This is a genomic window from Streptomyces sp. NPDC055966 (genome assembly GCF_042269865.1).
GTDB lineage: Bacteria > Actinomycetota > Actinomycetes > Streptomycetales > Streptomycetaceae > Streptomyces.
This window is the reverse complement of record NZ_JBHJYK010000012.1, coordinates 1-22711: the sequence shown is the minus strand read 5'-3', so window position 1 is coordinate 22711 and position 22711 is coordinate 1. Positions and strand designations below refer to the sequence as shown.

General features: G+C 71.7%; 20 protein-coding genes, 1 tRNA gene and 1 pseudogene. 12 read left to right on the top strand and 10 right to left on the bottom strand.

Annotated elements, in window-relative coordinates:
• Window positions 1-8: 8 nt before the first annotated feature.
• Together ACFC8N_RS25005 and ACFC8N_RS25000 are read right to left on the bottom strand one after the other, a co-directional pair.
• Window positions 9-1319: a lysine 2,3-aminomutase gene (locus ACFC8N_RS25005; protein WP_356029617.1), complete on the bottom strand. Its 1311-nt coding sequence runs from the start codon at window positions 1317-1319 to the stop codon at window positions 9-11.
• On the bottom strand, window positions 1316-2602 hold the full coding sequence (locus ACFC8N_RS25000; RefSeq protein ID WP_376289891.1) for an aspartate aminotransferase family protein: 1287 nt from the start codon (window positions 2600-2602) through the stop codon (window positions 1316-1318). The genes ACFC8N_RS25005 and ACFC8N_RS25000 overlap by 4 nt, the downstream gene beginning before the upstream one ends.
• Window positions 2603-2836: 234 nt before the next feature.
• Between ACFC8N_RS25000 and ACFC8N_RS24995 the strand changes: the two genes are divergently transcribed.
• The 3 genes from ACFC8N_RS24995 (at window position 2837) to ACFC8N_RS24985 (ending at window position 6006) form a co-directional block, all read left to right on the top strand.
• Entirely contained in the window at window positions 2837-3796 is a 960-nt protein-coding gene (locus ACFC8N_RS24995) for a TauD/TfdA family dioxygenase (RefSeq protein ID WP_356029614.1), read from the top strand.
• A 17-nt stretch (window positions 3797-3813) separates the two neighbouring features.
• The gene (locus tag ACFC8N_RS24990) at window positions 3814-4908 is read left to right on the top strand and encodes an alpha-hydroxy acid oxidase (protein WP_376289889.1); all 1095 of its coding nucleotides are present in this window, start codon (window positions 3814-3816) and stop codon (window positions 4906-4908) included.
• Window positions 4909-5010: 102 nt separating this feature from the next.
• Window positions 5011-6006, top strand: coding sequence for a DMT family transporter (locus tag ACFC8N_RS24985; RefSeq protein ID WP_376289886.1), 996 nt, complete (start codon window positions 5011-5013; stop codon window positions 6004-6006).
• Here ACFC8N_RS24985 and ACFC8N_RS24980 read toward each other — a convergent pair.
• Together ACFC8N_RS24980 and ACFC8N_RS24975 are read right to left on the bottom strand one after the other, a co-directional pair.
• Complete coding sequence (locus tag ACFC8N_RS24980; protein WP_356029610.1) at window positions 5957-6913, bottom strand: PDR/VanB family oxidoreductase; 957 nt, start codon at window positions 6911-6913, stop codon at window positions 5957-5959. The two genes, ACFC8N_RS24985 and ACFC8N_RS24980, sit on opposite strands and share 50 nt — an antisense overlap.
• Window positions 6914-6945: 32 nt before the next feature.
• Window positions 6946-7965, bottom strand: a complete 1020-nt coding sequence (locus ACFC8N_RS24975) for an aromatic ring-hydroxylating dioxygenase subunit alpha (protein ID WP_362823680.1) — start codon at window positions 7963-7965, stop codon at window positions 6946-6948.
• Window positions 7966-8227: 262 nt separating this feature from the next.
• Here ACFC8N_RS24975 and ACFC8N_RS24970 point away from each other — a divergent pair, with 262 nt between their 5' ends.
• Window positions 8228-9082 carry a 2-amino-3,7-dideoxy-D-threo-hept-6-ulosonate synthase gene (locus tag ACFC8N_RS24970; RefSeq protein ID WP_356029607.1) on the top strand — a complete coding sequence of 285 codons (855 nt, stop codon included), beginning with the start codon at window positions 8228-8230 and terminating at the stop codon, window positions 9080-9082.
• Between the two features lie 23 nt (window positions 9083-9105).
• Window positions 9106-10215 carry a 3-dehydroquinate synthase II family protein gene (locus tag ACFC8N_RS24965; protein ID WP_362823679.1) on the top strand — a complete coding sequence of 370 codons (1110 nt, stop codon included), beginning with the start codon at window positions 9106-9108 and terminating at the stop codon, window positions 10213-10215.
• 58 nt (window positions 10216-10273) lie between these two features.
• On the opposite strand, the gene ACFC8N_RS24960 is transcribed toward ACFC8N_RS24965, so the two are convergent.
• On the bottom strand, window positions 10274-11113 hold the full coding sequence (locus tag ACFC8N_RS24960; protein ID WP_356029603.1) for a helix-turn-helix transcriptional regulator: 840 nt from the start codon (window positions 11111-11113) through the stop codon (window positions 10274-10276).
• A gap of 272 nt (window positions 11114-11385) precedes the next feature.
• On the opposite strand from ACFC8N_RS24960, the gene ACFC8N_RS24955 reads away from it, so the two are divergent.
• Window positions 11386-12615, top strand: a complete 1230-nt coding sequence (locus ACFC8N_RS24955; RefSeq protein WP_356029602.1) for an MFS transporter — start codon at window positions 11386-11388, stop codon at window positions 12613-12615.
• Here the strand turns inward: ACFC8N_RS24955 and ACFC8N_RS24950 are convergent.
• From ACFC8N_RS24950 to ACFC8N_RS24940, 3 genes are all read right to left on the bottom strand, one after another.
• A complete protein-coding gene (locus ACFC8N_RS24950; RefSeq protein ID WP_362823677.1) occupies window positions 12602-14050 on the bottom strand; it encodes a cytosine permease in 1449 nt (482 codons plus the stop codon). The two genes, ACFC8N_RS24955 and ACFC8N_RS24950, sit on opposite strands and share 14 nt — an antisense overlap.
• A 123-nt stretch (window positions 14051-14173) precedes the next feature.
• On the bottom strand, window positions 14174-14374 hold the full coding sequence (locus ACFC8N_RS24945; RefSeq protein WP_356029598.1) for a ferredoxin: 201 nt from the start codon (window positions 14372-14374) through the stop codon (window positions 14174-14176).
• Between the two features lie 5 nt (window positions 14375-14379).
• Window positions 14380-15615, bottom strand: a complete 1236-nt coding sequence (locus tag ACFC8N_RS24940; protein ID WP_376289880.1) for a cytochrome P450 — start codon at window positions 15613-15615, stop codon at window positions 14380-14382.
• Between the two features lie 386 nt (window positions 15616-16001).
• Here ACFC8N_RS24940 and ACFC8N_RS24935 point away from each other — a divergent pair, with 386 nt between their 5' ends.
• The 4 genes from ACFC8N_RS24935 (at window position 16002) to ACFC8N_RS24920 (ending at window position 20767) form a co-directional block, all read left to right on the top strand.
• On the top strand, window positions 16002-16748 hold the full coding sequence (locus tag ACFC8N_RS24935; RefSeq protein ID WP_376289877.1) for a TetR/AcrR family transcriptional regulator: 747 nt from the start codon (window positions 16002-16004) through the stop codon (window positions 16746-16748).
• 131 nt (window positions 16749-16879) lie between these two features.
• A complete protein-coding gene (locus ACFC8N_RS24930; RefSeq protein ID WP_376289875.1) occupies window positions 16880-18094 on the top strand; it encodes an NAD(P)/FAD-dependent oxidoreductase in 1215 nt (404 codons plus the stop codon).
• Window positions 18091-19014 (top strand): RNA polymerase sigma-70 factor, encoded by a 924-nt coding sequence (locus tag ACFC8N_RS24925; protein ID WP_376289872.1) that lies wholly within the window; start codon window positions 18091-18093, stop codon window positions 19012-19014. Before ACFC8N_RS24930 ends, ACFC8N_RS24925 begins: the two co-directional genes overlap by 4 nt.
• A 49-nt stretch (window positions 19015-19063) precedes the next feature.
• Window positions 19064-20767: a cytochrome bc complex cytochrome b subunit gene (locus ACFC8N_RS24920; RefSeq protein ID WP_376289870.1), complete on the top strand. Its 1704-nt coding sequence runs from the start codon at window positions 19064-19066 to the stop codon at window positions 20765-20767.
• Here the strand turns inward: ACFC8N_RS24920 and ACFC8N_RS24915 are convergent.
• Window positions 20746-20843, bottom strand: a tRNA-Cys gene (locus tag ACFC8N_RS24915). The two genes, ACFC8N_RS24920 and ACFC8N_RS24915, sit on opposite strands and share 22 nt — an antisense overlap.
• Before the next feature lie 95 nt (window positions 20844-20938).
• Entirely contained in the window at window positions 20939-21679 is a 741-nt protein-coding gene (locus ACFC8N_RS24910) for a helix-turn-helix domain-containing protein (protein ID WP_362823672.1), read from the bottom strand.
• A 222-nt stretch (window positions 21680-21901) separates the two neighbouring features.
• On the opposite strand from ACFC8N_RS24910, the gene ACFC8N_RS24905 reads away from it, so the two are divergent.
• Both ACFC8N_RS24905 and ACFC8N_RS24900 read left to right on the top strand, forming a co-directional pair.
• Window positions 21902-22570, top strand: coding sequence for a DUF4097 family beta strand repeat-containing protein (locus tag ACFC8N_RS24905; protein ID WP_376289867.1), 669 nt, complete (start codon window positions 21902-21904; stop codon window positions 22568-22570).
• A gap of 31 nt (window positions 22571-22601) precedes the next feature.
• Window positions 22602-22711: pseudogene (locus ACFC8N_RS24900) on the top strand (ABC transporter); the annotation flags it as partial.

The following is a 22711-nucleotide window of genomic DNA, read 5'->3' as shown; positions in this document are numbered from 1 at the left end:
CGCACCGTTCAGCCTTCCGTCTGCCAGAACCACGGCTCGTCGAAGGCGGGTTTGAGGTCGTCGAACCACACCGCGTGCTCGTCGAACTTCGCGAAGAACGGCCGTGCCACCCAGCTGGGATCGCGTGCCTGCAGAAACCGGCAGCAGAACGTGTCCTGGCCGGCGATCCGGACGACGCCGTCGATCACCACCTTGCCGGGCGAGGCGGACATCACCGGCCCGCGCGCGGTGCGCTCCAGCCCGGAGACCGAGGAGATCGCGTCGCGGTACACGGACACCGCCCGGTGCAGCGGCACCTCGAAGTACTGGCTGGCGCCGGTGTCCCGCTCCACGAACATGTAGTAGGGCACCACACCGAGGCCGGTCATCGTCCGCCACATCCGCGCCCACACCGACGGGTCGTCATTGACGTGCCGTACCAGGGGCGCCTGCGCCCGGATGACCGCGCCGGTCTCCCGGATGCGCCGTACGGCCCGCCGGCAGGCCTCGGTCTCCAGCTCGTGGGGGTGGGAGAAGTGCGCCATCACGGCAATGTGCCTGCCCAGCGCGGTGGCCCGCTCCAGGAGCCGCAGCAGCTCGTCCGCGTCGTCGTCGGTGGTGAACCGGTACGGCCAGTAGGACAGCGCCTTGGTGCCGAAGCGGATGTTGCGGATGTGCTCGAAGCGGGGGTCCATGAGCGGGGTGAGGTAGGCCCGCAGCCGCTCCGTGGACATGATCATCGGGTCCCCGCCGGTGAACAGCACGTCCGAGACCTCCGGGTGTCCCGCGAGGTAACCGAGCGCCTGCTCCGGCCCGGACACGGCCTGCTTCAGTTCCGGTACGCCGATGAACTGGGCCCAGCGGAAGCAGTATCCGCAGTAGGCGTGGCAGGTCTGGCCCTGTCCGGGAAAGACCAGCACGGTCTCCCGGTACTTGTGCTGCAGGCCGCCCAGCGCCCCGTCCTCCCCCTGGGGCACATTGGCCTGCAGCTGGTCTCCGGGATGCGGATTGAGCCGCAGCCGCGCCCGGTCGACCGCCGCGCGCAGTTCCTCCCGGCCGGCGTTCCGGTCGAGCAGCGCGGCGACCTCGTCGTAGACCGGCTCCGGCAGCATGCCGCGGTCCGGGAAGGTGAGCCGGTAGAGGGGATCGTCCGGCGCCCGGTCCCAGTCGATCAGCTCGTCGAGGACGTAGTTGTTGACCTTGAACGGCAGGACCGAGCTGACCACCTCGATGTCCCGGCGGACGTCGGCCCCCAGCCGCTGCACCTGCGGCAGCCCGGCCAGCCGCGCTCCGGGAACCGCCCGCATCCGCATGCGCGTTGTGCCGGCCTTGACGGTCATGCCCGCTCCTTCGTCCGGCCCGCGTGCGCGGACCCGGTGGCCGCGAGGACGGCACGGGACAGCGCGCGCAGCGCCTCGTCGACCTGGTCGTCGCTCACCGTCAGCGCGGGCAGCAGGCGCAGCACGTTGCGCAGCGGTCCGCCGATCTGGAGCAGCAGCCCCTGGGAGATGGCCTCCTGCTGGACGCGGAGCGCCCGGGCGGAGTCCGGCCGCCCCTGGGCGTCGGAGAACTCCCAGCCGAGCATGAGGCCGAGCCCGCGGACGTCACCGGTGACGCCGTGGTCGGCCGCGATGCGTGCGAGGCCCTCGGCGAGGGTGCGGCCCTGGCGGGCCGCGTTCGCCACCAGCTCCTCCTGGTCGATGACGTCCAGGGTGGCGAGCGCGGCGGCGCACGCCACCGCGTTGCCGCCGTACGTCCCGCCCTGGGAGCCGGCGGGCGCCGCGAGCATCAGCTTCTCCGAGGTGGCCATCACGGACAGCGGGAGCCCGCTGGTCATGCCCTTGGCTGCGACCAGGATGTCCGGCTCGACACCGAAGTGCTGGTGCCCCCAGAACCGTCCGGTGCGGCCGAACCCGGTCTGCACCTCGTCCATCACCAGCAGGAAGCCGTGGCGGTCGGCGCGCTCGCGCAGGCCGTGCAGGAAGGCGGTGTTGGCCGGGACGAACCCGCCCTCGCCCAGCACCGGTTCCACGATGAGGGCCGCGGTGTCCTCGGGGGCGGTCACCGTCGCCAGGAGGAAGTCGAGTTCCTGGAGGGCGAACCGGGTGGCCACCTCCTCGCTCCAGCCGTACCGGTAGGCGGCCGGGAACGGCGCGATGTGCACCCCGCTCATCAGCGGCGCGTAGCCCGTACGGAACCGGGGGCTCGACGTGGTCAGCGAGGCGGCGCCCACCGTGCGGCCGTGGAAGCCGCCGTGGAACACGATGACGTTGGGACGCCCCGTGGCCTGCCGGGCCAGCCGCAGCGCCGACTCCATGGCCTCACTGCCGGAGTTGGCGAAGAACAGGGACTGCAGGGGTGCCGGAAGCACCTGTCCCAGCCGCTCGCACAGGTCGAGCAGCGGACGGTGCCGGACCGTCACGTACTGACCGTGGATCAGCTTGCCGGCCTGCTGCGCGATCGCGCTCACCACCGCGGGGTGGCAGTGTCCCGTGCTGGTGACCCCGATGCCCGCGGTGAAGTCCAGATACCGCTGTCCGTCCTCCCCGTACACGTCGAGCCCTCTGGCATGGCTGACGGTCACCGGCGTCGCCTGTTTGAGAACGGGTGATAAGCGTGCCATGGCCTTCCCCTCCGCGTCGGCGCACCCCTGTGGCGCCCCGCCGCCAGCCGACGGTAGTCAGGCCGATCACAAAAGGCAACCGGACAGTCGGTTTTTATCTGGTTGACAAAACCACATGGTCGGTTTTCAAATTGGGGCGGCCAGCACGTCGCTTTCACACATCAGCGGCATGGCACCAGGAGCACCAGTGGTCGATCACCTGCCGGTCAGAGCAGGGGAATTGCGAGGGGTCCGATGACTGCGCCGTTACTGGAACTCACTGATCGAGAACGCTCCGTCCTGTGGGACCGTGCCGAACACATCGTGCACCGAGGTCCCGAGGCCGTCGGCGCCGACGCCCTGCCCGAGCGGGTACGGCAGGCGGTGCTGCGCTTCGGCGAGGACTCGGGCAGGACGGGCTTCATGCTGCTGCGCGGCCTGGAGGTCGGCCGGCTCCCGCCCACCCACTCCGGCGGCGAACCCGCGACCCTGCCGGGCCACGGCACGGCCGGCCTGGGCATGATCATCGCCGAGACGCTCGGCACCATGATCGGTTATGCCGACGAGAAGAACGGCGAACTGGTCCACAACGTGCAGCCGCTGCCCGGCGAGGAGACGCGGATCGAAGGCTCCGGATCGGTGGCCTTCGACTTCCACATCGAGAACGTCCACCATGCGCTGCGCCCGGACTTCATCGGCCTGATCTGTCTGCGCCAGGACCACGACAAGGTCGCCGCGACCCGCATCGCCTCCATCCGGGAAGCCGTCGAGCTGCTCAAACCGGAGACGCTGGACGCGCTGCGCCAGTGCCGGTTCTACAGCAACTACCCGGGCTCCTTCACCCGGGACAGCACCGTGGAACCCGCGCCGGCCGGCCCCCACCCGGTCGTCTTCGGCGCCGCCGACAAGCCGTTCATGCGCTTCAACTCGCACAACACGGTCTCCCTCGGCAAGGCGGGCCGCGTCGCACTGCGCGCGCTGGCCGAGGCGCTGGAGGAGGTCTGCCACGAGGTGATCATGCAGCCGGGCGACTGCGCCCTGCTGGACAACCACGTCGCGGCGCACGGACGGTCGGCGTTCACCCCCCGCTACGACGGACAGGACCGGTGGCTGCGCCGGTTCTACTCCATCGGCTCCCTTCCCCGCCCGGTGCTGCAGATGATGGACGGATCACGCGTCATCCCGCCGATCCCGGCCATCGACGGCATCTGGTGAACCGACAGGAGACACCGGTGACCGAACTCGACGCGCTGCTCTCGCTCGCCGACTTCGAGCAGCGGTGGATGGCCGAGGCGGACCGGCCCATCGCCCAGTACGTGGCGGGCGGGGCCGGTTCGGACGGCGTGGTCGCGGCCAACACGGCCGCCTTCGGCGAGGTGTGGCTGCAGCCGCGAGGACTGCACGACGGCCCGCACGCACTCGACACGTCGGTCACGCTGCTGGGCCACACCCTCGCCATGCCCCTCCTGCTCGCCCCCACGAGCCCGCAGCGGCTGGTGCATCCGGACGCCGAACTGGCCACCGCACGCGCGGCGGTCCGCCACGGCCTGCTCTCGATCGTCAGCACCGACTCGCACTTCCCCTACGCCGACATCGCAGGGGCGGCGCCGGGACGCACCTGGTTCCAGCTGTTCCCGTACCGCTCCCGCACCGACGTCGAGGCCACCCTGGCGTACGCCGAGGAGTGCGGGGCCTCGGCCATCGTGGTCACCGTCGACGCGTCGTTCGCGGCGCGCCGGCTGACCACCCTGCGCGCCGGGTACCGGCTGCCCCCGGGAGTCGACTACGGCACCCTGCGCACGCTGGGCATCCTGCGGGGCGACCCGCCGGTCAGCGGACGGCACGAGAAACTCCCCGTCACCTGGGCCGACCTGGAGTGGATCCGCGGCCGGACCCGGCTGCCGCTGCTGGTCAAGGGCGTGCTGCGGCCGGCCGACGTCCGGCGCTGCGTCGACCTGGGCATGGACGCGACCATCGTCTCCAACCACGGCGGCCGCCAGCTGGACGGCGTCGTACCCGCCCTGTTCGCCCTCCGCTCGGTCGTCGAAGCCGTACCGGACGACCATCCGGTGCTGCTCGACGGCGGCGTCCGCTCCGGGACCGACCTCGCGAAGGCGATCGCGCTCGGCGCACGGGCCGTGTGCATCGGCAGGCCCTATCTGTGGGGCCTCGGACTCGGCGGCCGGCAGGGCGTGGAGCGCGTACTGGCCCTCCTGCAGGCCGAGTTCGACGACTCCCTGCTGCAACTGGGCATCGACACCGTCGACAAGCTGGACGACACCTTCGTGACCACGGCCCGCCGGCTCACCTCCGTGGCCGCCGGCTGACCCGGCCCACGCGGGCGACGAAGCACACACGGACGAGAAGACGAAGGACACGACAGCGCGGTGGCGGCTCCGAAGCAACACGGCGGTACATCCCCGTCTCCCGTGCGCGCCCCCGGCGGGCACGGGAGCGGCGGAATCCTCCCCGGTATCGCCCTGGCGGTCGCCGCTGCCGTCGCGATGGGCGGCGCGGCCCCCGCGCTGAAGGCCCTGGGCGCCGCCGGTCTGTCCGCGGTCAACATCATCCAGGCCCGGGCGGTCGTGGGCGCCGCGCTGCTCCTGCTCACCGCCGCGGCCGTGCACCGCGGCCGCCTGCGGATCAGGGCTCGCGACTGGTGGCTGGTCCTGCTGTACGGCACGGTCAGCCTCGCCCTGAACCAGGTCGCCTTCACCATGGCCCTGACCCGGCTCCCCGTGGGCATCGCACTGCTGGTGGAGTACCTGTCCCCGGTGCTGGTCGCCCTCTGGGTGCGGCTCGTGCAGCGAAAGCGGCTCTCCGGCCTGGTGTGGGTGGGCATCGCCCTCACCCTCGCCGGTCTCGCGCTGACCGGGCGGGTCTGGTCCTCCGGCGGCGGCCTCGACCGGGCCGGCCTGGCGCTGGCCCTGCTGGCCGCGCTGACCCTGGCCGGCCGCTTCCTCCTCGCCGAACGGGGCCTGCGCGTCTACGAACCGCTCGTGATGTCGGCATGGGGCACCGCCGTGGGCGCCGCCGCCCTCACCCTCGTGGGCCTGTTCGAACCCTTCCCCTTCGACGCGCTCCGCCGCGAGACCGCGCTGAGCGGCTGGTCCCTTCCGGTGTGGGCGCTGGTGATCTGGGTGGGCGTGATCGGCATGGCCGGCGGGCTGGCGCTCGGGGTCGCGGCGCAGCGCCGGCTGCCGCCGACCTCGGCCAGTCTGATGCTCACCCTTGAGGTGGTGGCCGGAGCCGTCCTCGCCTACCTGGTGCTCGGCGAGGTGCTGACACCGCCGCAGCTGGCCGGATCCCTGCTGATGCTCCTCGGCATCGTGCTGGCCCAACTGGCCGCCCTGCGGCGCCGGCCGCCCGGCCGGCTCACAGATCCAGCACCAGACGGGGGCCGCGGGAGCGGGAGACGCAGATGAGCATCAGGTCGCCGGCCGCGCGCTCCTCCTCGGTCAGGAGGCTGTCGCGATGTTCCGGGGTGCCGCCCAGCACGGTGGTCTCACAGGTGCCGCAGGTGCCCTCCTCGCACGAGGCCAGCACCGCCACCCCCGCGTCCCGCACCGCCCTGAGCACCGAGGTGCCGGCGGGCACGAGCACCGACCTGCCGCTGCGCCGCAGCACGGCCTCGAAGCCGGTGTCCGCTCCCGCCCGCACGGCGCCGGGAGCCGCGGCGGCCGCGAACCGCTCGGTGTGCAGCGTCAGCCGGGGCAGGGCGGCACAGCGCTCCCGCACGGCCTCCAGCAGCGGCTCGGGACCGCAGGCGTAGACGCGCGCGCCCGCCGGCGCCTCGGAGAGCAGTCCGGCGATGTCGAGCAGTCCGCACTCGTCCTGCGGCACGACCGTGACGCGGTCGCCGTAGACCGCGAGTTCGGGCAGGAACGCCATGGACGCCCTGGTCCGGCCGCCGTAGGCCAGCCGCCAGCGGACGCCGTCGCGCTCGGCCGCGGCGAGCATGGGCAGCAGCGGGGTGATGCCGATGCCGCCCGCGATGAACAGCAGGTCGTCGGCGGGCAGCAGGGGGAACCGGTTGCGGGGGCCGGTGGCCCGCAGCCGCATGTGCACCTCGGCCTTGTCGTGCAGCTCCGCCGACCCGCCGCGCCCGTCGGGCTCGCGCAGGACGGCGATGCGCCAGGCGCCGGGCCGCTCGCCCCGGCCGCACAGCGAGTACGGGCGTACGAGCCCGGACGGCAGCAGCAGGTCGACATGGGCTCCGGGCGCCGCGGCGGGCAGTGCGCCGCCGTCGGCGGCCACCAGCTCCAGGCCCAGTACGCCCGCGGCGAGTTCGGTCCGCTCGCTGATCAGGACCTCGAACGTGTCGTCGGCCATGTCCTTCGCCTCCGGGACTCCTCGCGGACCGGTTACCGGCTGATCTTGCGGATCATCTCGCGCGCCGCGAGGCCGCCCGCGTCGATCGCGACGCTCAGCTCCTGCGTCCCCGGCGGCTCGCTGGCCACGACCTGCTCCAGGACGGTCAGGGCGTCCAGGTCCTGCTGCACCACTTCCTGGTTCATCGTCAGCAGCGCCTGGCCGACGGACGCGTCGTCCAGGGCGAAGTCGCGGACCACCGCCCAGAAGTCCCACGTGCTGTGCTCGGTCTCGGGGGTGAGCCCGTGCAGGATCTTCACGTGCGCGCCGCCCTCGTCGCCGTTCGGGCCGACCGGTGTGCCGTGCGGGGCGACCCGGACGTTGTTCACCCAGAACGCCGGCGGCTGGAAGTACACGTCCTGCCAGCGGTCGATCGGCGTGGCGTACCCGGTGGTCTTCTCGTAGAAGGGCGGGCACGCCACGGCCTCCATGTGGCGGGAGAACTCGATCCGGTCGCGCTCCTGGTCGACGCGGGTGGTGAACGGGGTGCGGGCGATCTCCGGCGTGCCGATCAGGCCGGCGTGCAGATACGTCTCGTGGGACAGGTCCATGAGGTTGTCCACCAGCAGGCCGTAGCGGAACGGCGAGTGCGCCATGTCCTCGACCGACGCCCACGCGGGGTCGTCCAGCCAGTGCGCGTCCGGCACCAGGTCCGGGTCGGCCTTGCTCTGGTCGCCGATCCAGATCCAGATCCACCGGTCGCGCTCCACCAGCTGGTACCGCGGCACCCGCGCGGTGCGCGGCACCCGGTCCTGGCCCGGTACGAAGGTGCAGGTACCGGAGCAGTCGAAGACGAAGCCGTGGTAGCCGCACTCGATGGAGTCGTCCTGGAGCCGGCCCAGCGACAGCGGGTAACGGCGGTGCACACAGCGGTCCGCGAGGGCCACGGGCGCTCCGTCACGGCCGCGGTAGAGCACGACCGGCTCGCCGCATATCGTCCGGCCGAGCAGTTCCCGGCCCACCTCCCTGCTCCAGGCGGCCACATACCAGTAGTTCTGCGGAAACGCACTCATCGAGCACTCCTGAAATATCGGTGGGCGCAATTCGGCGGCCACCAACAATACGTGCGACAAGCGCCCTGTCAATCGAGTCCTGCTGCTCTACTCGGCCTTGTGGATTGCGACTTGACATTCCCGAATCATTACGACTTCCTTAAGTGACGTCCCGTCGATCAGGCACCCTCCTGCCCGCAGTTCCGGGGCGTTCTCCCAACCATCTGTCACCGCGACGGCCTCCATGCGCCACGTGGTCGCATCCGGCGTGAGAGGAATCCCCATGGAAGTGGTCCACCACTCCTCCGGAAAGAGCCTGCGGCTGAGCCGCCTCATCAATCCGGTCTCCGGCCGGACCTTCGTGGTGCCTCTCGACCACTCGGTCGCCGACGGCCCGGTCGCCTCCGCGCCCGCCTTTCGTGACATCGCCCGCGCGGTGTCCCGCAACGGCGGCGACGCGTTGCTGGTCCACAAGGGCCGCATCCGGTTCCTGCCGGGCGACGTCCTGCGCGGCACGGCCCTCGTGGTCCACCTCAACGGCATCACCCGGCACGCCCCCGACGCCAATGCCAAGGTCCGCCTCGCCGAGGTCGAGGAGGCCCTGGAGCGGGGGGCCGACGCGGTCAGCATCCACATCAACATGGGCTCCGACACCGAGGCCGAGCAACTGGGCGACCTGGCCCGGGCCGCCGACGGCTGCAGCCGCTGGGGTCTGCCGCTGATCGCCATGGTCTATCCGCGCGGGCCCCGGGTGAGCGACCCGACCGACCCCGAGCTGGTGGCGCACGCCGCGAGCCTCGCCGCCGACATCGGCGCGGACATCGCGAAGGTCCCCTACACCGGCTCACCGGTCACGATGGCGGAGGTCGTCCGCAGTTGCCCGATCGGCGTCATCACCGCCGGCGGTGCCCCGGTGGGCGACCGGCAGCTGACCCGGACCGTCGGCGAGGTCGTCGCCTCCGGCGCGCTCGGCGTGGCCATGGGCCGCAACGTATGGGCCTCGCCCGACGTCGCGGCCTCCGTGCGCCTGGTCGCCGATGCCCTGCACCAGCCGGCCGCGGCCCGCGGCGGCGACAGCGCTCCCGCCCCCGCCGCACCGGTACGCCCCGCACCCCTGCCCGAGCCAGTCCAGATCTGACCGACCATGCCGAGGAGTTCGCAGTGAAGCTCACCTGGATCGACGTCCGCGGTCTGAAGGACATCGCCACCCCCGTGATCGAGGAGGCCGTGCACGTCGGCGTGGACGGGTTCGTCTCCGACGACCCCGAACTGCTCGCCTCGATCCCGCCGAGCAAGCGCAAAGTCGGCCTGATACTCCCGGACACCCCGAAGCCCGCGGCCGAGAAGCTGGCCCAGACCGCCGACCTCCTGATCGTCGACCACACCCTGGCCGGGCAGTACGAACCCGCCTCGCCCGACGCGGAGAAGGGCGTGTTCGTCACCGTCACCGGCGAGGAGTCGCTCGACGTGGCCTGCACGGTGGCGGCGAGCGCCGCCTGGACGGTGGTGGAGTTCCAGCAGGACCCCAGCAAGATTCCCCTGGAGATCCTGCTCGGCGCCACCGACAAGGCCGAGGGCAAGCTGATCACCGTGGTGACCGACCTGGAGGACGCCGAGATCACCCTCACCGTGCTGGAGCGCGGGCCCGAGGGCGTCCTGCTGCGGCCCGCCGCGGTGGGCGAGGCGACCGCGCTCACCGACATCTGCCAAGAGAGCACCGAGCAGCTCCAGCTGGAGGAGCTGACGGTGACCCGGCTGGCCCATGTGGGCCTGGGCGACCGGGTGTGCGTGGACACCTGCACCCACTTCCGGCAGAACGAGGGGATCCTGGTCGGCTCGCACGCCACGGGCATGATCCTGGTGAGCAGCGAGACCCACCCGCTGCCGTACATGCCGACCCGCCCCTTCCGGGTGAACGCGGCCGCGCTGCACTCCTACAGCCTCACGCCGGCCAACCGCACCCGCTACCTCGCCGAACTGCGCTCCGGCTCCGAGCTGCTGGCCGTGGACACCGACGGCAGGACCCGGCGGGTCGTGGTCGGCCGGATCAAGATGGAGAGCCGCCCGATGCTGCTGATCGAGGCGGAGTCGCCCTCGGGCGCCACGGTGAACGTGATCGCCCAGGACGACTGGCATGTGCGGGTGCTCGGCCCCGGCGGCAGCGTCCACAACATCACCGAGCTGAAGCCGGGCGACGTCATCCTCGGCTACGCACTCACCGACCAGCGTCATGTCGGCTACCCGATCCGGGAGTTCCTGCACGAGCAGTGACCCGGCCCGCGCCCCGGCCCCCTCGACCGTACGACCGGCCGAGGGGGCCTTCGCCGTGTCAGCTCAGCCGGAGGAGCGCGTCCTTCGTCGCCTCGTCGGCCGGGAAGCGGGCCAGCAGATGGATGCGCGGGTCGTCCGCGGCGATCAGCTTCGACTGGCGCAGGGTGAGCCGGCCGGCCCTCGGGTGCGCGAAGTGCTTGTGGACGGTCCGGTAGTCGGCGACGTCGTGCCGCTGCCAGTGCCGGGCGAAGTCCGGGGTGTGGGCCAGCAGATCGGCCACCACCGCCGCGTAACGGGGGTCCGCGGGCTCCTCGTCGGCGCGCATCCGGAACTGGGCGAGCACCTGGGTGGCCTGGGCCTCCCAGTCCGTCATCAGCGAACGCGCGGGCGGCCAGCCGAAGATGACCCACAGCATGTTGCGGCGCGCGGCCGGCAGTGCGCCGAAGTCCGTGAAGAGCGCCGCCTCCGCCCGGTTCCAGGCCACGACGTCCCAGTGGTGGTCCAGCAGCACCGCCGGGTTGGGCTGCAGGGCGTCCAGCATGGCTTCGAGCTGCTCGTCGCGGACGGGACAGCCGCGCACCTCGCCGAGGTCCGGGGGCAGTTCGTCACTGAGCCGGTACAGGTGCCGGATCTCCGGCGCGGAGAGTCTCAGGGCCCGCGCGAGCGAGGCGAGAACCTGGCGCGAGACCTTGATGTCCCGGCCCTGTTCCAGCCACGTGTACCAGCTCAGACTCACCCCGGCCAGCGAGGCGACCTCCTCGCGGCGCAGCCCGGGAGTCCGGCGGCGCGAGAAGTCGGAGATTCCCACCTCGTCGGGTGACAGGCGCTCGCGCCGTGACCTCACGAACGCCCCGAGCGTACGGCGGCCGGTGTCACCGGAATCCGTCATGGCTGCCATCGGCACAGGTTAACAGCCGCACGCCGGCCGTCCCGGAATCACCGGCGCCGACCCCATTCGACTCGGCCACGGCGCAATGGGGTCATGAACGCCATTCCGTATTTCCGTGAAAAGAGCTCCGCGCTTGTTCAAGTGTTCTTTATGGGCGGTTGAACGGACGCGGCGGCGTACGCGCTCACGAGCCTGTGAGTTTTTGTCTCCTGGCTGTCCGCCCGCCGGCGGCCGACGCTTGGGTCGGATCACCTGTTCGCGTTCCGTGGAAAGGCCCTGCGATGTCCCACGACGTACAGCCCGAGACGACCGGAGCCGCCCTGCCGCCGAGCGCGCGGGCCGACTCGCCACCGAAGCCGCAGACCGCGGCGCGGGTGCCACCGGCGCTCGCCGTGGCCTGCTTCCTCAGCAACTTCGACCGATTCGCCATCACCCCCCTGCTGCTGGCCATCGCCACCGGATTCCATGTCCGGCTCGGCCAGGTCGTGCTGGTCGCGAGCGGCTACTTCTTCGCGTACGGGTGCGCCCAGCCGGTGTGGGGCATGCTGTCCGACCGCTACGGGCGCATGCGGGTCATCCGCTTCACGCTGTGCGCCGCGGTGGTGTGCGGGCTGGCGTCCGCGGCCGCCCCGACCCTGACCGTGCTCGTGATCCTCAGGATCGTCACCGGAGCGTTCTTCGGGGCGGTGGTCCCCGCCTCCCTGACGTACGTCGGTGACACCGTCCCCGCGGCCGTACGCCAACGGGCCCTGTCGGACCTGCAAGTGGCACTCGCCATCGGCACCGCGGCCGCCACCCTGGTCGCCGGCGCGGTGGCCGCCCTGTTCAGCTGGCGCGTGATGCTCGCGCTGTCCGCCGTCCTGGCCGCGATCACGGTCGTCGGCATGCGCGGCCTGTCCGAGTCCCGTACCGACGCCACCCTGCGCAGGCCGACCGAACAGCTCGCCTCGGTGCTGCGGCTGCGCTGGTCCTGGCTGGTCATGGCCTTCGGCCTGGTCGAGGGCGCGGTGCTGCTGGGCTGCTTCACCTTCCTGGCCCCCGCCCTGGAGGACCGGGGGATCGGCGCGCTGGGCGCGGGCGGCGTGACCGCCCTCTACGGCGCGGGCACCCTGGGCTTCTCCCGGCTGCTGAAGCGGGTGGCGATGCGCCCGGCGTGGTCGCTGCTGGCCGCGGGCGGCGTGATGATGGCGGGCGGCTTCCTCGTCGCCTCCGCCGGTCTGAACGTGTGGGGGATCGGCGCGGCCGCGATCCTGCTGGGCGGCGGCTGGTCCTTCTTCCACTCCTCGCTGCAGAACTGGGCCACCACGCTGGTGCCCGCGGCCCGCGGCACCGCGGTCGCGCTGTTCGTGGCCTCCCTGTTCGTCGGCAGCGCGATCGGCTCGGGCCTCGGCGGACCGCTCGCCCAGCACGGCCACTACCAGCAGCTGTTCCTCCTCGCGGCCGCCACGGCCGTACCCCTGACCGTGCTCGCCGCCTGGCTGCGCACCCGGTACACGCCTAGCGGCTCCTGACCTCCACGGGCCGCGGCACCGCAGACTCCAGGGCACCGTCCTTTCCCCCGGGGACGGTGCCCTGGTCACGCCTGGCGACGAGCCGGTACACGAGGGCCGGCAGCACCAGGCCCACGATCCACGAGACGTCCGCGCCGCCGAGCCGGGAGACCAGCGGCCCGGTGTACAACTCGCTGGACAGGAACGGCAGTTGGGCCAGGACGCCGATCGTGTAGGTGGTCAGTGCCCGTACGTTCCACGCGCCGTAGCGGCCACGGGGGTCGGACAGCGCCGCGATGTCGTACCGCTCCCTGGACAGCAGATAGAAGTCGACCAGGTTGATCGCGCTCCAGGGTGTGAAGAAGATCAGCAGGAACAGCAGGAAGGTCGAGAACGACTCCAGGAAGTGCCCCCGTCCCAGCAGCGCCAGCGTCGTGCCGGTGAGCATGATGGCGCCGACGTACAGGGCCCGGGCGCGGGGACCGACCGGGCCGAGCCGGCGGAAGCCGCTGATCCCGGTGATCACGCTCATGAAGCCGCCGTAGGTGTTGAGCACGTTGACCGTCAGCTTCCCGAAGGCGACGGCGAAGTACAGCAGCAGGGTGACGGCCGCCGAGCCGCCCATGCCGACGACGCGACCGACCTCGTCGCCGTCCCCGCCGCCGTGCCAGGCGGCCGCCAGCGCCCCGAAGCCCATGGACCACTGCGCGCCGAGCACACTGCCGCCCAGCGTCGCCCAGAACACCGAGCGCGGCCGGGTCTCGCGCGGCAGATAGCGGGAGGAGTCCGCGACGTACGGGCCGAATCCCAGCTGCCACGAGGCGGACAGGGACATGGCCAGCAGGAACAGCGGCGCCGAGAAGTGGTGCGCGGCCAGGATCGTCCCCAGCGGCGCGGCGTGCGCCATCCGCACGCCCAGGTAGAGGAAGGCGACGGCACCCACCGCCGCCGCGATCTTTCCGACCCGGTGGATCATCCGGTAGCCGACCGCCGCCGTCACCGCGGTGGCCACGGCGAAGACGACGATGCCGGCCGTCTCGCCGGTGTGCGCGAGGTGGCCCACGGCCTGCCCGGCGAGCACGCTGCCGCTCGCGAAGAACCCGATGTACATCGTGACCGAGCAGACCAGCGGCACCACCGCGCCCCGTACCCCGAACTGGGCCCGGGAGGAGATCATCTGCGGCAGCCCGAGCCGCGGCCCCTGGGCGGCGTGCAACGCCATGACCGTCCCGCCCAGCAGATTGCCCGCCAGCAGCGCCACCAGGGACCACAGTGCGTCGAGCCCGAACACCACGGCAAGCGATCCGGTCACCACCGCGCTGATCTGCAGATTGGCGGCGAACCAGAGCGAGAAAAGACCGGACGGCCTGCCGTGCCGCTCGCTGTCGGGTATGAAATCGATGGAGTGCCGCTCGACGAGCCCACCTGGCCGGTGTGTTTTTTCATCCCTCGGCATGAAAATCTCCACAGCAGAATTCCGGCGAATAGTGAGCGCCATGATGGCCATGTCCGCGAAACGAATGTCAAGAACGGCCGACGCTCAACTCACCACTGCCGAGGGATATTTCGGAGAACGCTTTCAGTCCGTGCCGTGCAACGACACCGCGCTCACCGGGCAGGCCCGCACCGCCTCCCCGACCATCGGGTGGTCCGCGGCGGCCGCCTCGCGGCCGGGGAGTATCTCGCTGAACCCGTCGTCGTCCTGGGTGAACACGTCCGGCGCCGTCAGCGCGCACATGCCCGCGCCCACGCACCGCTCCCTGTCGACCTGGATCCGCATGGCGCTCACCACTGCACGGGCAGTTCGAGCAGGCCCGCGATCGTCGAGTTCGCGGGCTTGGGGCGGATCTCCTCGGGCGGGACCGCGAGCCGGAGCCCGGGCAGCCGCTCGAAGAGGGAGCCCAGCGCGATCTCCAGTTCCATGCGTGCGAGATTCTGGCCGAGGCACTGGTGGGCCCCGAAGCCGAACGCCAGATGGTGGCGCGCGGAACGGTCCCAGTCGAGGCCTTCCGGCTGCGGGAAGAACCCGCCGTCCCGGTTGATGAGCGCGGTCATGAAGATCACGCCCTCGCCGGCCCGGATCGTCCGGCCGGCCACCTCGATGTCCTCGGCCGCCACCCGCAGGATCCAGTTCGAGACCGACAGATACCGCAGCAGCTCCTCCACCACGACGGTCCTCGACGTCTCACCGGACCGCAGCGCCGCCAGCTGCTCGGGATGGCTCAGCAGCGTCAGCACGCCGAGCGAGACCATGTTGGCCGTCGTCTCGTGCCCCGCCGCGAGGAGCAGCTCCGCGAGCCCGACCAGCTCCTCGCGGTCCAGGGGACCCTCCGGGGTGTCCACGCGGATCAGCTCGTCGATCAGCCCCTCGCCCGGCTCGCCGCGCTTGCGGTCGACCAACTCGCCCAGGTACCGCTCCAGTTCCGCCCTGGCGGCGGCGACCTCTTCCACCGTCTCGCCGGACAGCAGCCGCTGGGAGCACTCCTCGAAGAACTCGTGGTCGCCGTACGGCACGCCCAGCAGGGTGCAGATCACCATGGACGGCATCGGCAGGGCGAAGGCCCGGACCAGGTCCGCGGGGGAGCCCTGGCGCTCCATCGTGTCGAGCAGTTGGTCCACGATCTGCTGGATGCGCGGGCGCAGCGAGGCGTTCCGCTTCAGTGTGAAGTGCGGGATCAGCAGGCGGCGCTGGGCGTTGTGCTCGGGGTCGTCGACGGCGATCAGCTTCACACCGCGCGACCTGACCTTGGCGAACTGCTCGGACGGCGCCGGGAATCCGGGCCTGGCGCGGTCGGAGGACAGGCGCGGGTCGGCGAGCAGGTCGCGGGCCAGCCCGTGCCCGGTCACGGCCCAGGCCGCCCGTCCGTCCCAGAGCGTGACCCGGCCGAGCGGATGGGACGCGTGCAGCGGGGCGTAGCCGGCGGGCGGCTGGTACGGGCAGCCGCGGGGTTGCGGGAAGGGGACGGGAGCGTCGAGGCCGCCGGGGTCCTGAATCCCCGGGTTCGTCGCGGAGTGCGTCATGGGTTCGGTTCGCCTCACAATTGCTTGGTCGTGGGGGGTGGAGTCCGTGATTCCGTGCTTCCTCGATATTTGATGCTCGGTGCACCCAACCGGCACACCGGGAAAATCAGCCAGTCCGTACGGACACGGGACGGGACCGGAATCGACCGCGGATCTCCAACGGGGATCCAGCGAATTTCCGGCGGGGTTCCAGCGAATTTCCAGAAAGAATCCGGACGGGACCGGCGCGGACCGCCGGCCGGCGCGGGAGCCGCACACGCGGGTGCCTGATGCCGGACGTACGGGACCGCTGATGCGCCGATGTGCTTACGACATATACAGTTGTCGGGCGGGGACAGGAGTCGCGCGAGCAGACGTCGAGGCGCGCACGTCGAAAGGGAGGGCCCATGGCCGGCCGGAACGCCAGGGAGCAGCACAGGCAGCGCGATCCGCGAGCGAGCCTCGCCCTGCTGTGGGGCGAGCAGGGGCCGCCCACCCGGGGCCCCAAGCCGAGCCTCACCCCGCAGCGGATCGCCGCCGCCGCCGTCGAACTCGCGGACACCGACGGGCTGGACGCCCTCTCCATGAACAAGGTCGCCGCGGGCTTCGGTCTCTCCGCGATGGCCCTGTACCGGTACGTCCCCGGCAGGACCGAACTCGTCGAGCTGATGGTGGAGTCGGCGCTGGCGGCGGCCCCCGACACGGCCGTGGCGCCGGACGGCGACTGGCGGGCCGCCGTACGCGAGTGGGCCCGCCGGTGCGCCCGCGTCTACGCGGCCCACCCCTGGCTGCTCACCGCCACCGCGATGCGCCGGCAGCGGATGGGCCCGAACCAACTGAGCTGGCTCGAAGCGGCACTTGCCGCCCTGGAACCCACCGGCCTCGGCGCCGCCCAGCGCCACCAGGTCTTCCTGCTGCTGATCGGGCTCGTCCGCAACCTCGCGCAGCAGCAGAGCGACCACGACGAGGAGCAGGACCGGGAGTGGAACCGGCTCACCGCCGAGCTGCTCGCCCGGCACGCCGACCGCTACCCGGCGCTGACCAGGGCTGTCGCCGAAGGCGCCTTCGGCCCCGACGACGACACCGACCCCCTGGAATTCGGCCTCGACCGGATCGTCGACGCCGTCGACGCCCTGATCGACTCCCGCACCTGACCGACCCCCGGCCCCGCTCCCGGGCACCGGATCCCGCCCCTGTGTCGCACGTCACATCCGAGCCATGTCACGTCCGAGTCGCCTGCTTGCGTCTGGTGGGCATCGGCTGACGACACGAGGAGGACGGGACGATGAGCGCACGGCAGGAGAGCGGGAGGGCGACCGCGCACCGCGTGGTGATCCTGGGGGCCGGATACGCGGGCCTGGCGGCCGCCGTCCAGCTCGCGGCCCGGACCGGGGGACGCGGGGGAGCGGCGGCGGCCGAGATCACCGTGGTGAACGCGCAGGACCGGTTCACCGAACGCATGCGGCTGCACATGACGGCGACCGCGCAGCCGGTCGCCGAGCTGGACATCCCGGAGCTGCTGGAGGGCACGGGCGCGCGGTTCGTGCGCGGCTGGGTGACGGCGGTGGACGCCGGGGCACGGACCGTACGCATCGACGACGACCGGGTCCTGCACTACGACACGCTGGTGTACGGGCTCGGCAGCGCGGCGGACACCTCGGCGGTGCCGGGGGCCGAGGACCACGCGTACACCCTGAGCGGTGCCCAGGACGCCGAACTGCTCGCCGAGCGGCTGGGGCGGCTCGGCAGCGGCACCGTGGCGGTCGTCGGCAGCGGCCTGACCGGCGTCGAGTCGGCCGCGGAGATCGCCGAGCGGCACCCTGAGCTGGACGTCGTCCTGCTGGGCCGGACCGAGCCCGGTGCCGCGATGAACCCGAGGGCCAGGGCCCATCTGCGCGCCGCGCTCGACCGGTTGGGCGTGCGGGTGCGCGCCGGCGCCGAGGTGGTGAAGGTGCTGCCGGGCGCGGTGGAACTGGCGGGCGGGGAACACCTCGACGCCGACGCGGTCCTGTGGACGAGCGGGACCCGGGTGCCGCCGCTCGCGGCCGCCGCCGGACTGGACGTCGACGAGCGCGGCCGCATCGTCACCGACACCACGCTGCGCTCGGTGTCCCACCCCGAGGTGTACGCGATCGGCGACGCGGCGGCGATCCGTCAGGCCTACGGCGTCATGCACGGCACCTGCCAGGGCGGCATGCCGACCGGAGTGCACGCCGCTCTGTCCATCGACCGCACGCTCAGGGGCAAGGGGCCGCGGCCGTTCCGGTTCGGCTACTACCACACGCCGGTCAGCCTGGGCCGCGGTGACGCCGTCGTGCAGTTCACCCGGCCCGACGACAGCCCCCGGAAGATCTGCCTGACCGGTGCCCTGGCGGTCAGGTACAAGGAGGCGGTGACAGCCTCTCCCTGGCCGACGTACGGCCGTATGAAGAAGATGCCGGCCTCCGGCGCCCTCTGGCCCCGCGGCGGACGCTTCACCCGCATCCGGGGGACCAAGTGACCGGCCTGTCCGCCACCGACCCCGACCAGCAGGTCTTCCACGAGCACCGCGGCCTGCTGTTCTCCGTGGCCTACCGCCTCCTCGGCAGCGCGGCCGACGCCGAGGACGCGGTCCAGGACGCCTGGTTCAGATGGTCCGCCGCGGACCGCTCCCAAGTGGCCGACCCCAAGGCGTACTTGACGCGGATCGTGTCGAACCTGGCGCTGGAACGGCTGCGCTCCACCCGGCACAAGCGGGAGACCTACGTGGGGCCGTGGCTGCCGGAGCCCATCGTCACCGACGGGGGGCCCGCCGAGTCCGCCGTGGACGCCGAGTCGGTGTCGATGGGCATGCTGGTGGTGCTGGAGACACTCAGCCCGCTGGAGCGCGCGGTGTTCGTGCTCAAGGAGGTCTTCGACTTCAGCCACGCCGAGATCGCCGAGGCGGTGGAGCGCTCCGAGGCCGCGGTGCGGCAGGCCGCGCACCGGGCCCGCGAGCACGTGCGGGCCAGGCGGCCGCGCTTCACCGCCGACCGGGCCCGGCAACGCGAGGTCACCGAGCGGTTCTTCGCCGCCACGACCGGCGGTGACGTCAACGCCCTGATGGAACTGCTCTCCCCGGACGTCACCCTGTGGACCGACGGCGGCGGCAAGGTCCGCCAGGCCCTGCGCCCGGTCGTGGGCGCCGCCACCGTGGCCGGCTGGTTCGCGGCCATCGGCACCGTCACCTACCAGGGCATCGAGCCCGCCGACATGAAGGCCGAACTCGTCCGGATCAACGGAGGCACGGGCATCGTCTTCCGCGGCCCGGAGCGTGTCATCGCCACCGTCACCTTCGACTTCGACGCCGACGGCCGGATCACCGCCCTGCACAACGTGGCCAACCCGGACAAACTCCAGGCCGTCACGGACGGCACCACCTACGGCATCGGGACCCGGTGAACGCCGCCGACAGCGGATGCCTGTGGGCACGCGAGGGGAGAGCGCGGGGATGAGCACCAACGGCAGAGCACCACGGAGCGGGCGTGGCACGGCGCCACGGGGCGAGCGCATGGCCGACTGGACGGACGGCCGGCTCGGGATCTACAGCCTCCGGTTCCTGATCCGGAAGGTGTTTCCCGAGCACTGGTCCTTCATGTTCGGCGAGATCGCGCTCTACAGCTTCGTCGTCCTGCTGCTGACCGGCGTCTGGCTGACGCTGTTCTTCGATCCGAGCATGACCGAGACCGCCTACCACGGCGCGTACGTGCCGCTTCAGGGCGTACGGATGTCGCAGGCCTATTCCTCCACCGTCCACATCAGTTTCGAGGTGCGCGGCGGTCTGTTCATCCGCCAGCTGCACCACTGGTCGGCCCTGGTCATGATCGCCGCGCTGTGCGCCCACACGCTGCGGCACCTGCTCACCGGCTCGTTCCGCAAGCCGCGCGAGATCAACTGGCTGATCGGCTTCGTGCTCCTGGTCCTGGTCACCCTGGAGGGCTTCGTCGGCTACTCGCTCCCCGACGACCTGCTCTCCGGCACCGGCCTGCGCATCGCCGAGGGTGTCACGCTCGCCATCCCGCTGGCCGGAACGTATCTGACGATGTTCCTGTTCGGCGGCGAGTTCCCCGGCCACTTCGTGATCGGCCGCTTCTACGGCTTCCACGTCCTGCTCGTCCCGGGCATCGTCGTGGCGCTGCTGACCGTGCACCTGATCCTGGTCTTCTACCACAAGCACACCCAGTTCCGGGGTCCGGCCCGCACCGAGGAGAACGTCGTCGGCCAGCCCCTGTTCCCGCACTACACGGCCAAGGCCGGCGGCTTCTTCTTCCTCATCGCCGGTGTGCTGTGCCTGCTCGCGGGCATCGCCCAGATCAACCCGGTGTGGACCTACGGCCCCTACCGGCCCGACCAGATATCCCAGGGCTCCCAGCCCGACTGGTACATGGGCTTCCTCGAAGGCGCCCTGCGGGCCATGCCCGACTGGGAGTTCAGTGTCGCCGGCCACACCGTGAACATGGCCGTCCTGGTCCCCGCCGTCGTCCTGCCCACGCTGATGACGGCCGTGGCCGCCCTGTGGCCGTTCCTGGAGTCCTGGGTCACCGGCGACAAGCGCGAGCACCACCTCCTGGACAGGCCGCGCGACCATCCCACGCGCACCGCCTTCGTCACCGCCTTCGTCGCCCTGTACCTGGTGCTGTTCTTCGGCGGCGCCAACGACGTCCTGGCCGAGCGGTTCCACCTGTCCCTGAACCAGATCACGTGGGCGGTGCGCATCGGCGTCCTCGTCGTCCCGGCGCTGGCGTACGCCGTCACCCGCAGGGTCTGCCTGGGCCTGGCCCGGCGCGACCGCGACACGCTCCTGCACGGCCGCGAGACCGGCCGCCTCAGGAGGCTGCCGCACGGTGAGTTCGCCGAGGTCCACGAGCGGCTGGACCGCGGGCGCGAGTACACCCTGCTGGCCCGCGAGGACTACCGGCCCCTGCCGGCACCCGTCGCGGAGGTGAACGGCGTCCCCAACCCGAACCTGCGCAAGGAGATGCTCCGTCACCGGCTCAGCCGCTGGCTCTACGGCAACCAGACGGCCAAGCCGACCGAGCGGGAGATGCGGCAGGCACTGGACCACTTCGCCCACGCGGCGGACGGCCACCGGGCGCTGCCCGCCCGGCGCGACACGGCCGGGCCCCCGGTGCGTGGCGGAGAGGGCAGGATTTGAACCTGCGTGGACCTGGTGTGGGTCCGACCTCGGGCTGCTGCCCCGGTCCCCGATAAGCCGCTCCGGGCACCTCTCCTCGCTCCCGGCCCCGCGGTGTCCCGCGGTGCCGTTCACGAGTACGACGATGCCAGGCCCGGCTGACGCGGCGCTGACGCACGCCCTTCGGCACGCTCACCCCGCCGTGCTGCCGTCCGGTGCCGTCCCGGACTTCGTGTGGAGGACTTCGCGGGCCTGGTCCGCGGCGCGGGCGAGGCTCTCCGAGACGAAGTCGAGGAAGCGGCCGATGTTCTCCAGGCGGACGGCGGCCGGGGTGCCGGGGACGAGGATGTCCACGCCCTGGCGTGCGGTCTCGGCGACCTGGGCGGTGGAGCGGACGCTGGACATCATGGACTGGTACCAGACGTCGTCGTCGATGGCGTAGCGCTCGCGGCGGCGTTCGTCGCGGTCCCGGCGGACGAGGTCCTGACTCTCCAGGAACGCGATCGCCTTGGAGATGGACGCCGGGCTGACCTGGAGGCGCTGGACGAGTTCGGATGCGGTGAGGCTGCCCGCGTCGCTGGTGCAGAGGCAGGCCATCACCCGGGCCATCATCTTGGGCGTGCCCGAAGCCATGAAGACGGTGGTGAGCGTCTCCTCGTACTCGCGCACCGCAGCGGCGTCGCGTCCGTGGGGCTGCGGGGGCGTCGTCGTGTCGCGGGGCGTGGCCGGCTTGCGCCGGTGGGCGCGGCGCTCGGTGGCGCGGTGGGCGAGGTCGGCGCGGTAGGCGGTGGGGCCGCCGTTGCGCATGACCTCGCGGGTGACGGTCGAGGTGGGGCGGTCGAGGCGGCGGGCGATCTCGGCGTAGGCGAGGCCGTCGGCCAGGCCCAGCGCGATCTGCTGGCGTTCGGGCTGCGTGAGCCTGCCTCCGGGCATCGCGGTCTCCTTCGTGGTCCTGGGTGTTGCCACTCTAGCGTTCACCTTCATTCCATTGCAACGCAACAGATGAACGGCATTGCGTTGCCGTCCAGGCCACTGCAACGATTTCTCGGCTTTCACCTGCGGGAACGTGATTCACGCGCAACGAGCGTGTTGCTCGATCCTTGAACGCAACGTAGCGTTTCTCATGTCAGAAACGACGAGCCCAAGGAGCCCACGATGCAGAAGTTCGCCACCCCCGCCCCGATCTCCGCCGTCCTCGACATCCCCGCCGGACGCATCCAGTTCATCGCCGCCGACCGCGGAGACACCACGGTCGAGGTCCTGCCCGCGAACCCCGGCAAGAGCCGTGACGTGAGGACGGCGGAGCAGATCGAGGTCGCCTTCCGCGAGGGCGTCCTGCGCATCACGGCCCCGCAGGCGAAGAACCGGCTCCTCGGCCACTCCGGATCCGTCGAGGTGACCGTCAAACTGCCCGCCGGCTCGCGCATCGAGGCGAAGGCGGAGGCCGCCGAGTTCCGGGGCGTCGGACGGCTCGGCGACGTCGCCTTCACGGGCGGCTACCGCTCGGTCAAGGTCGACGAGGCCGCGAGCGCCCGCCTCAGCTCGCACGACGGCGACGTCTCGGTCGGCCGCCTGACCGGCCCCGCGGAGATCAGCACCCAGCGCGGCGACATCCAGGTCGCCGAGGCAGCGCGCGGCGCGGTCACGCTGAGCACCCAGCAGGGCGACATCTCGGTCGGCGCCGCCCGCGGCGTCTCCGCCTCGCTGGACGCCGGCACCAGCTACGGCCGGATCCACAACGCGCTCAAGAACGCCGACGGCACCGCCGGCCTGAACATCCACGCGACCACCTCGCACGGCGACATCACCGCCCGCAGCCTGTAAACCCGCAACTCGCAACAAGGGGGAACTCCTCATGACCGACCTGGCCATCGCGGCGCACGGGCTGCGCAAGTCCTACGGGGACAAGACCGTCCTCGACGGCATCGACCTCCGGGTGCCCGCCGGCACGATCTTCTCTCTCCT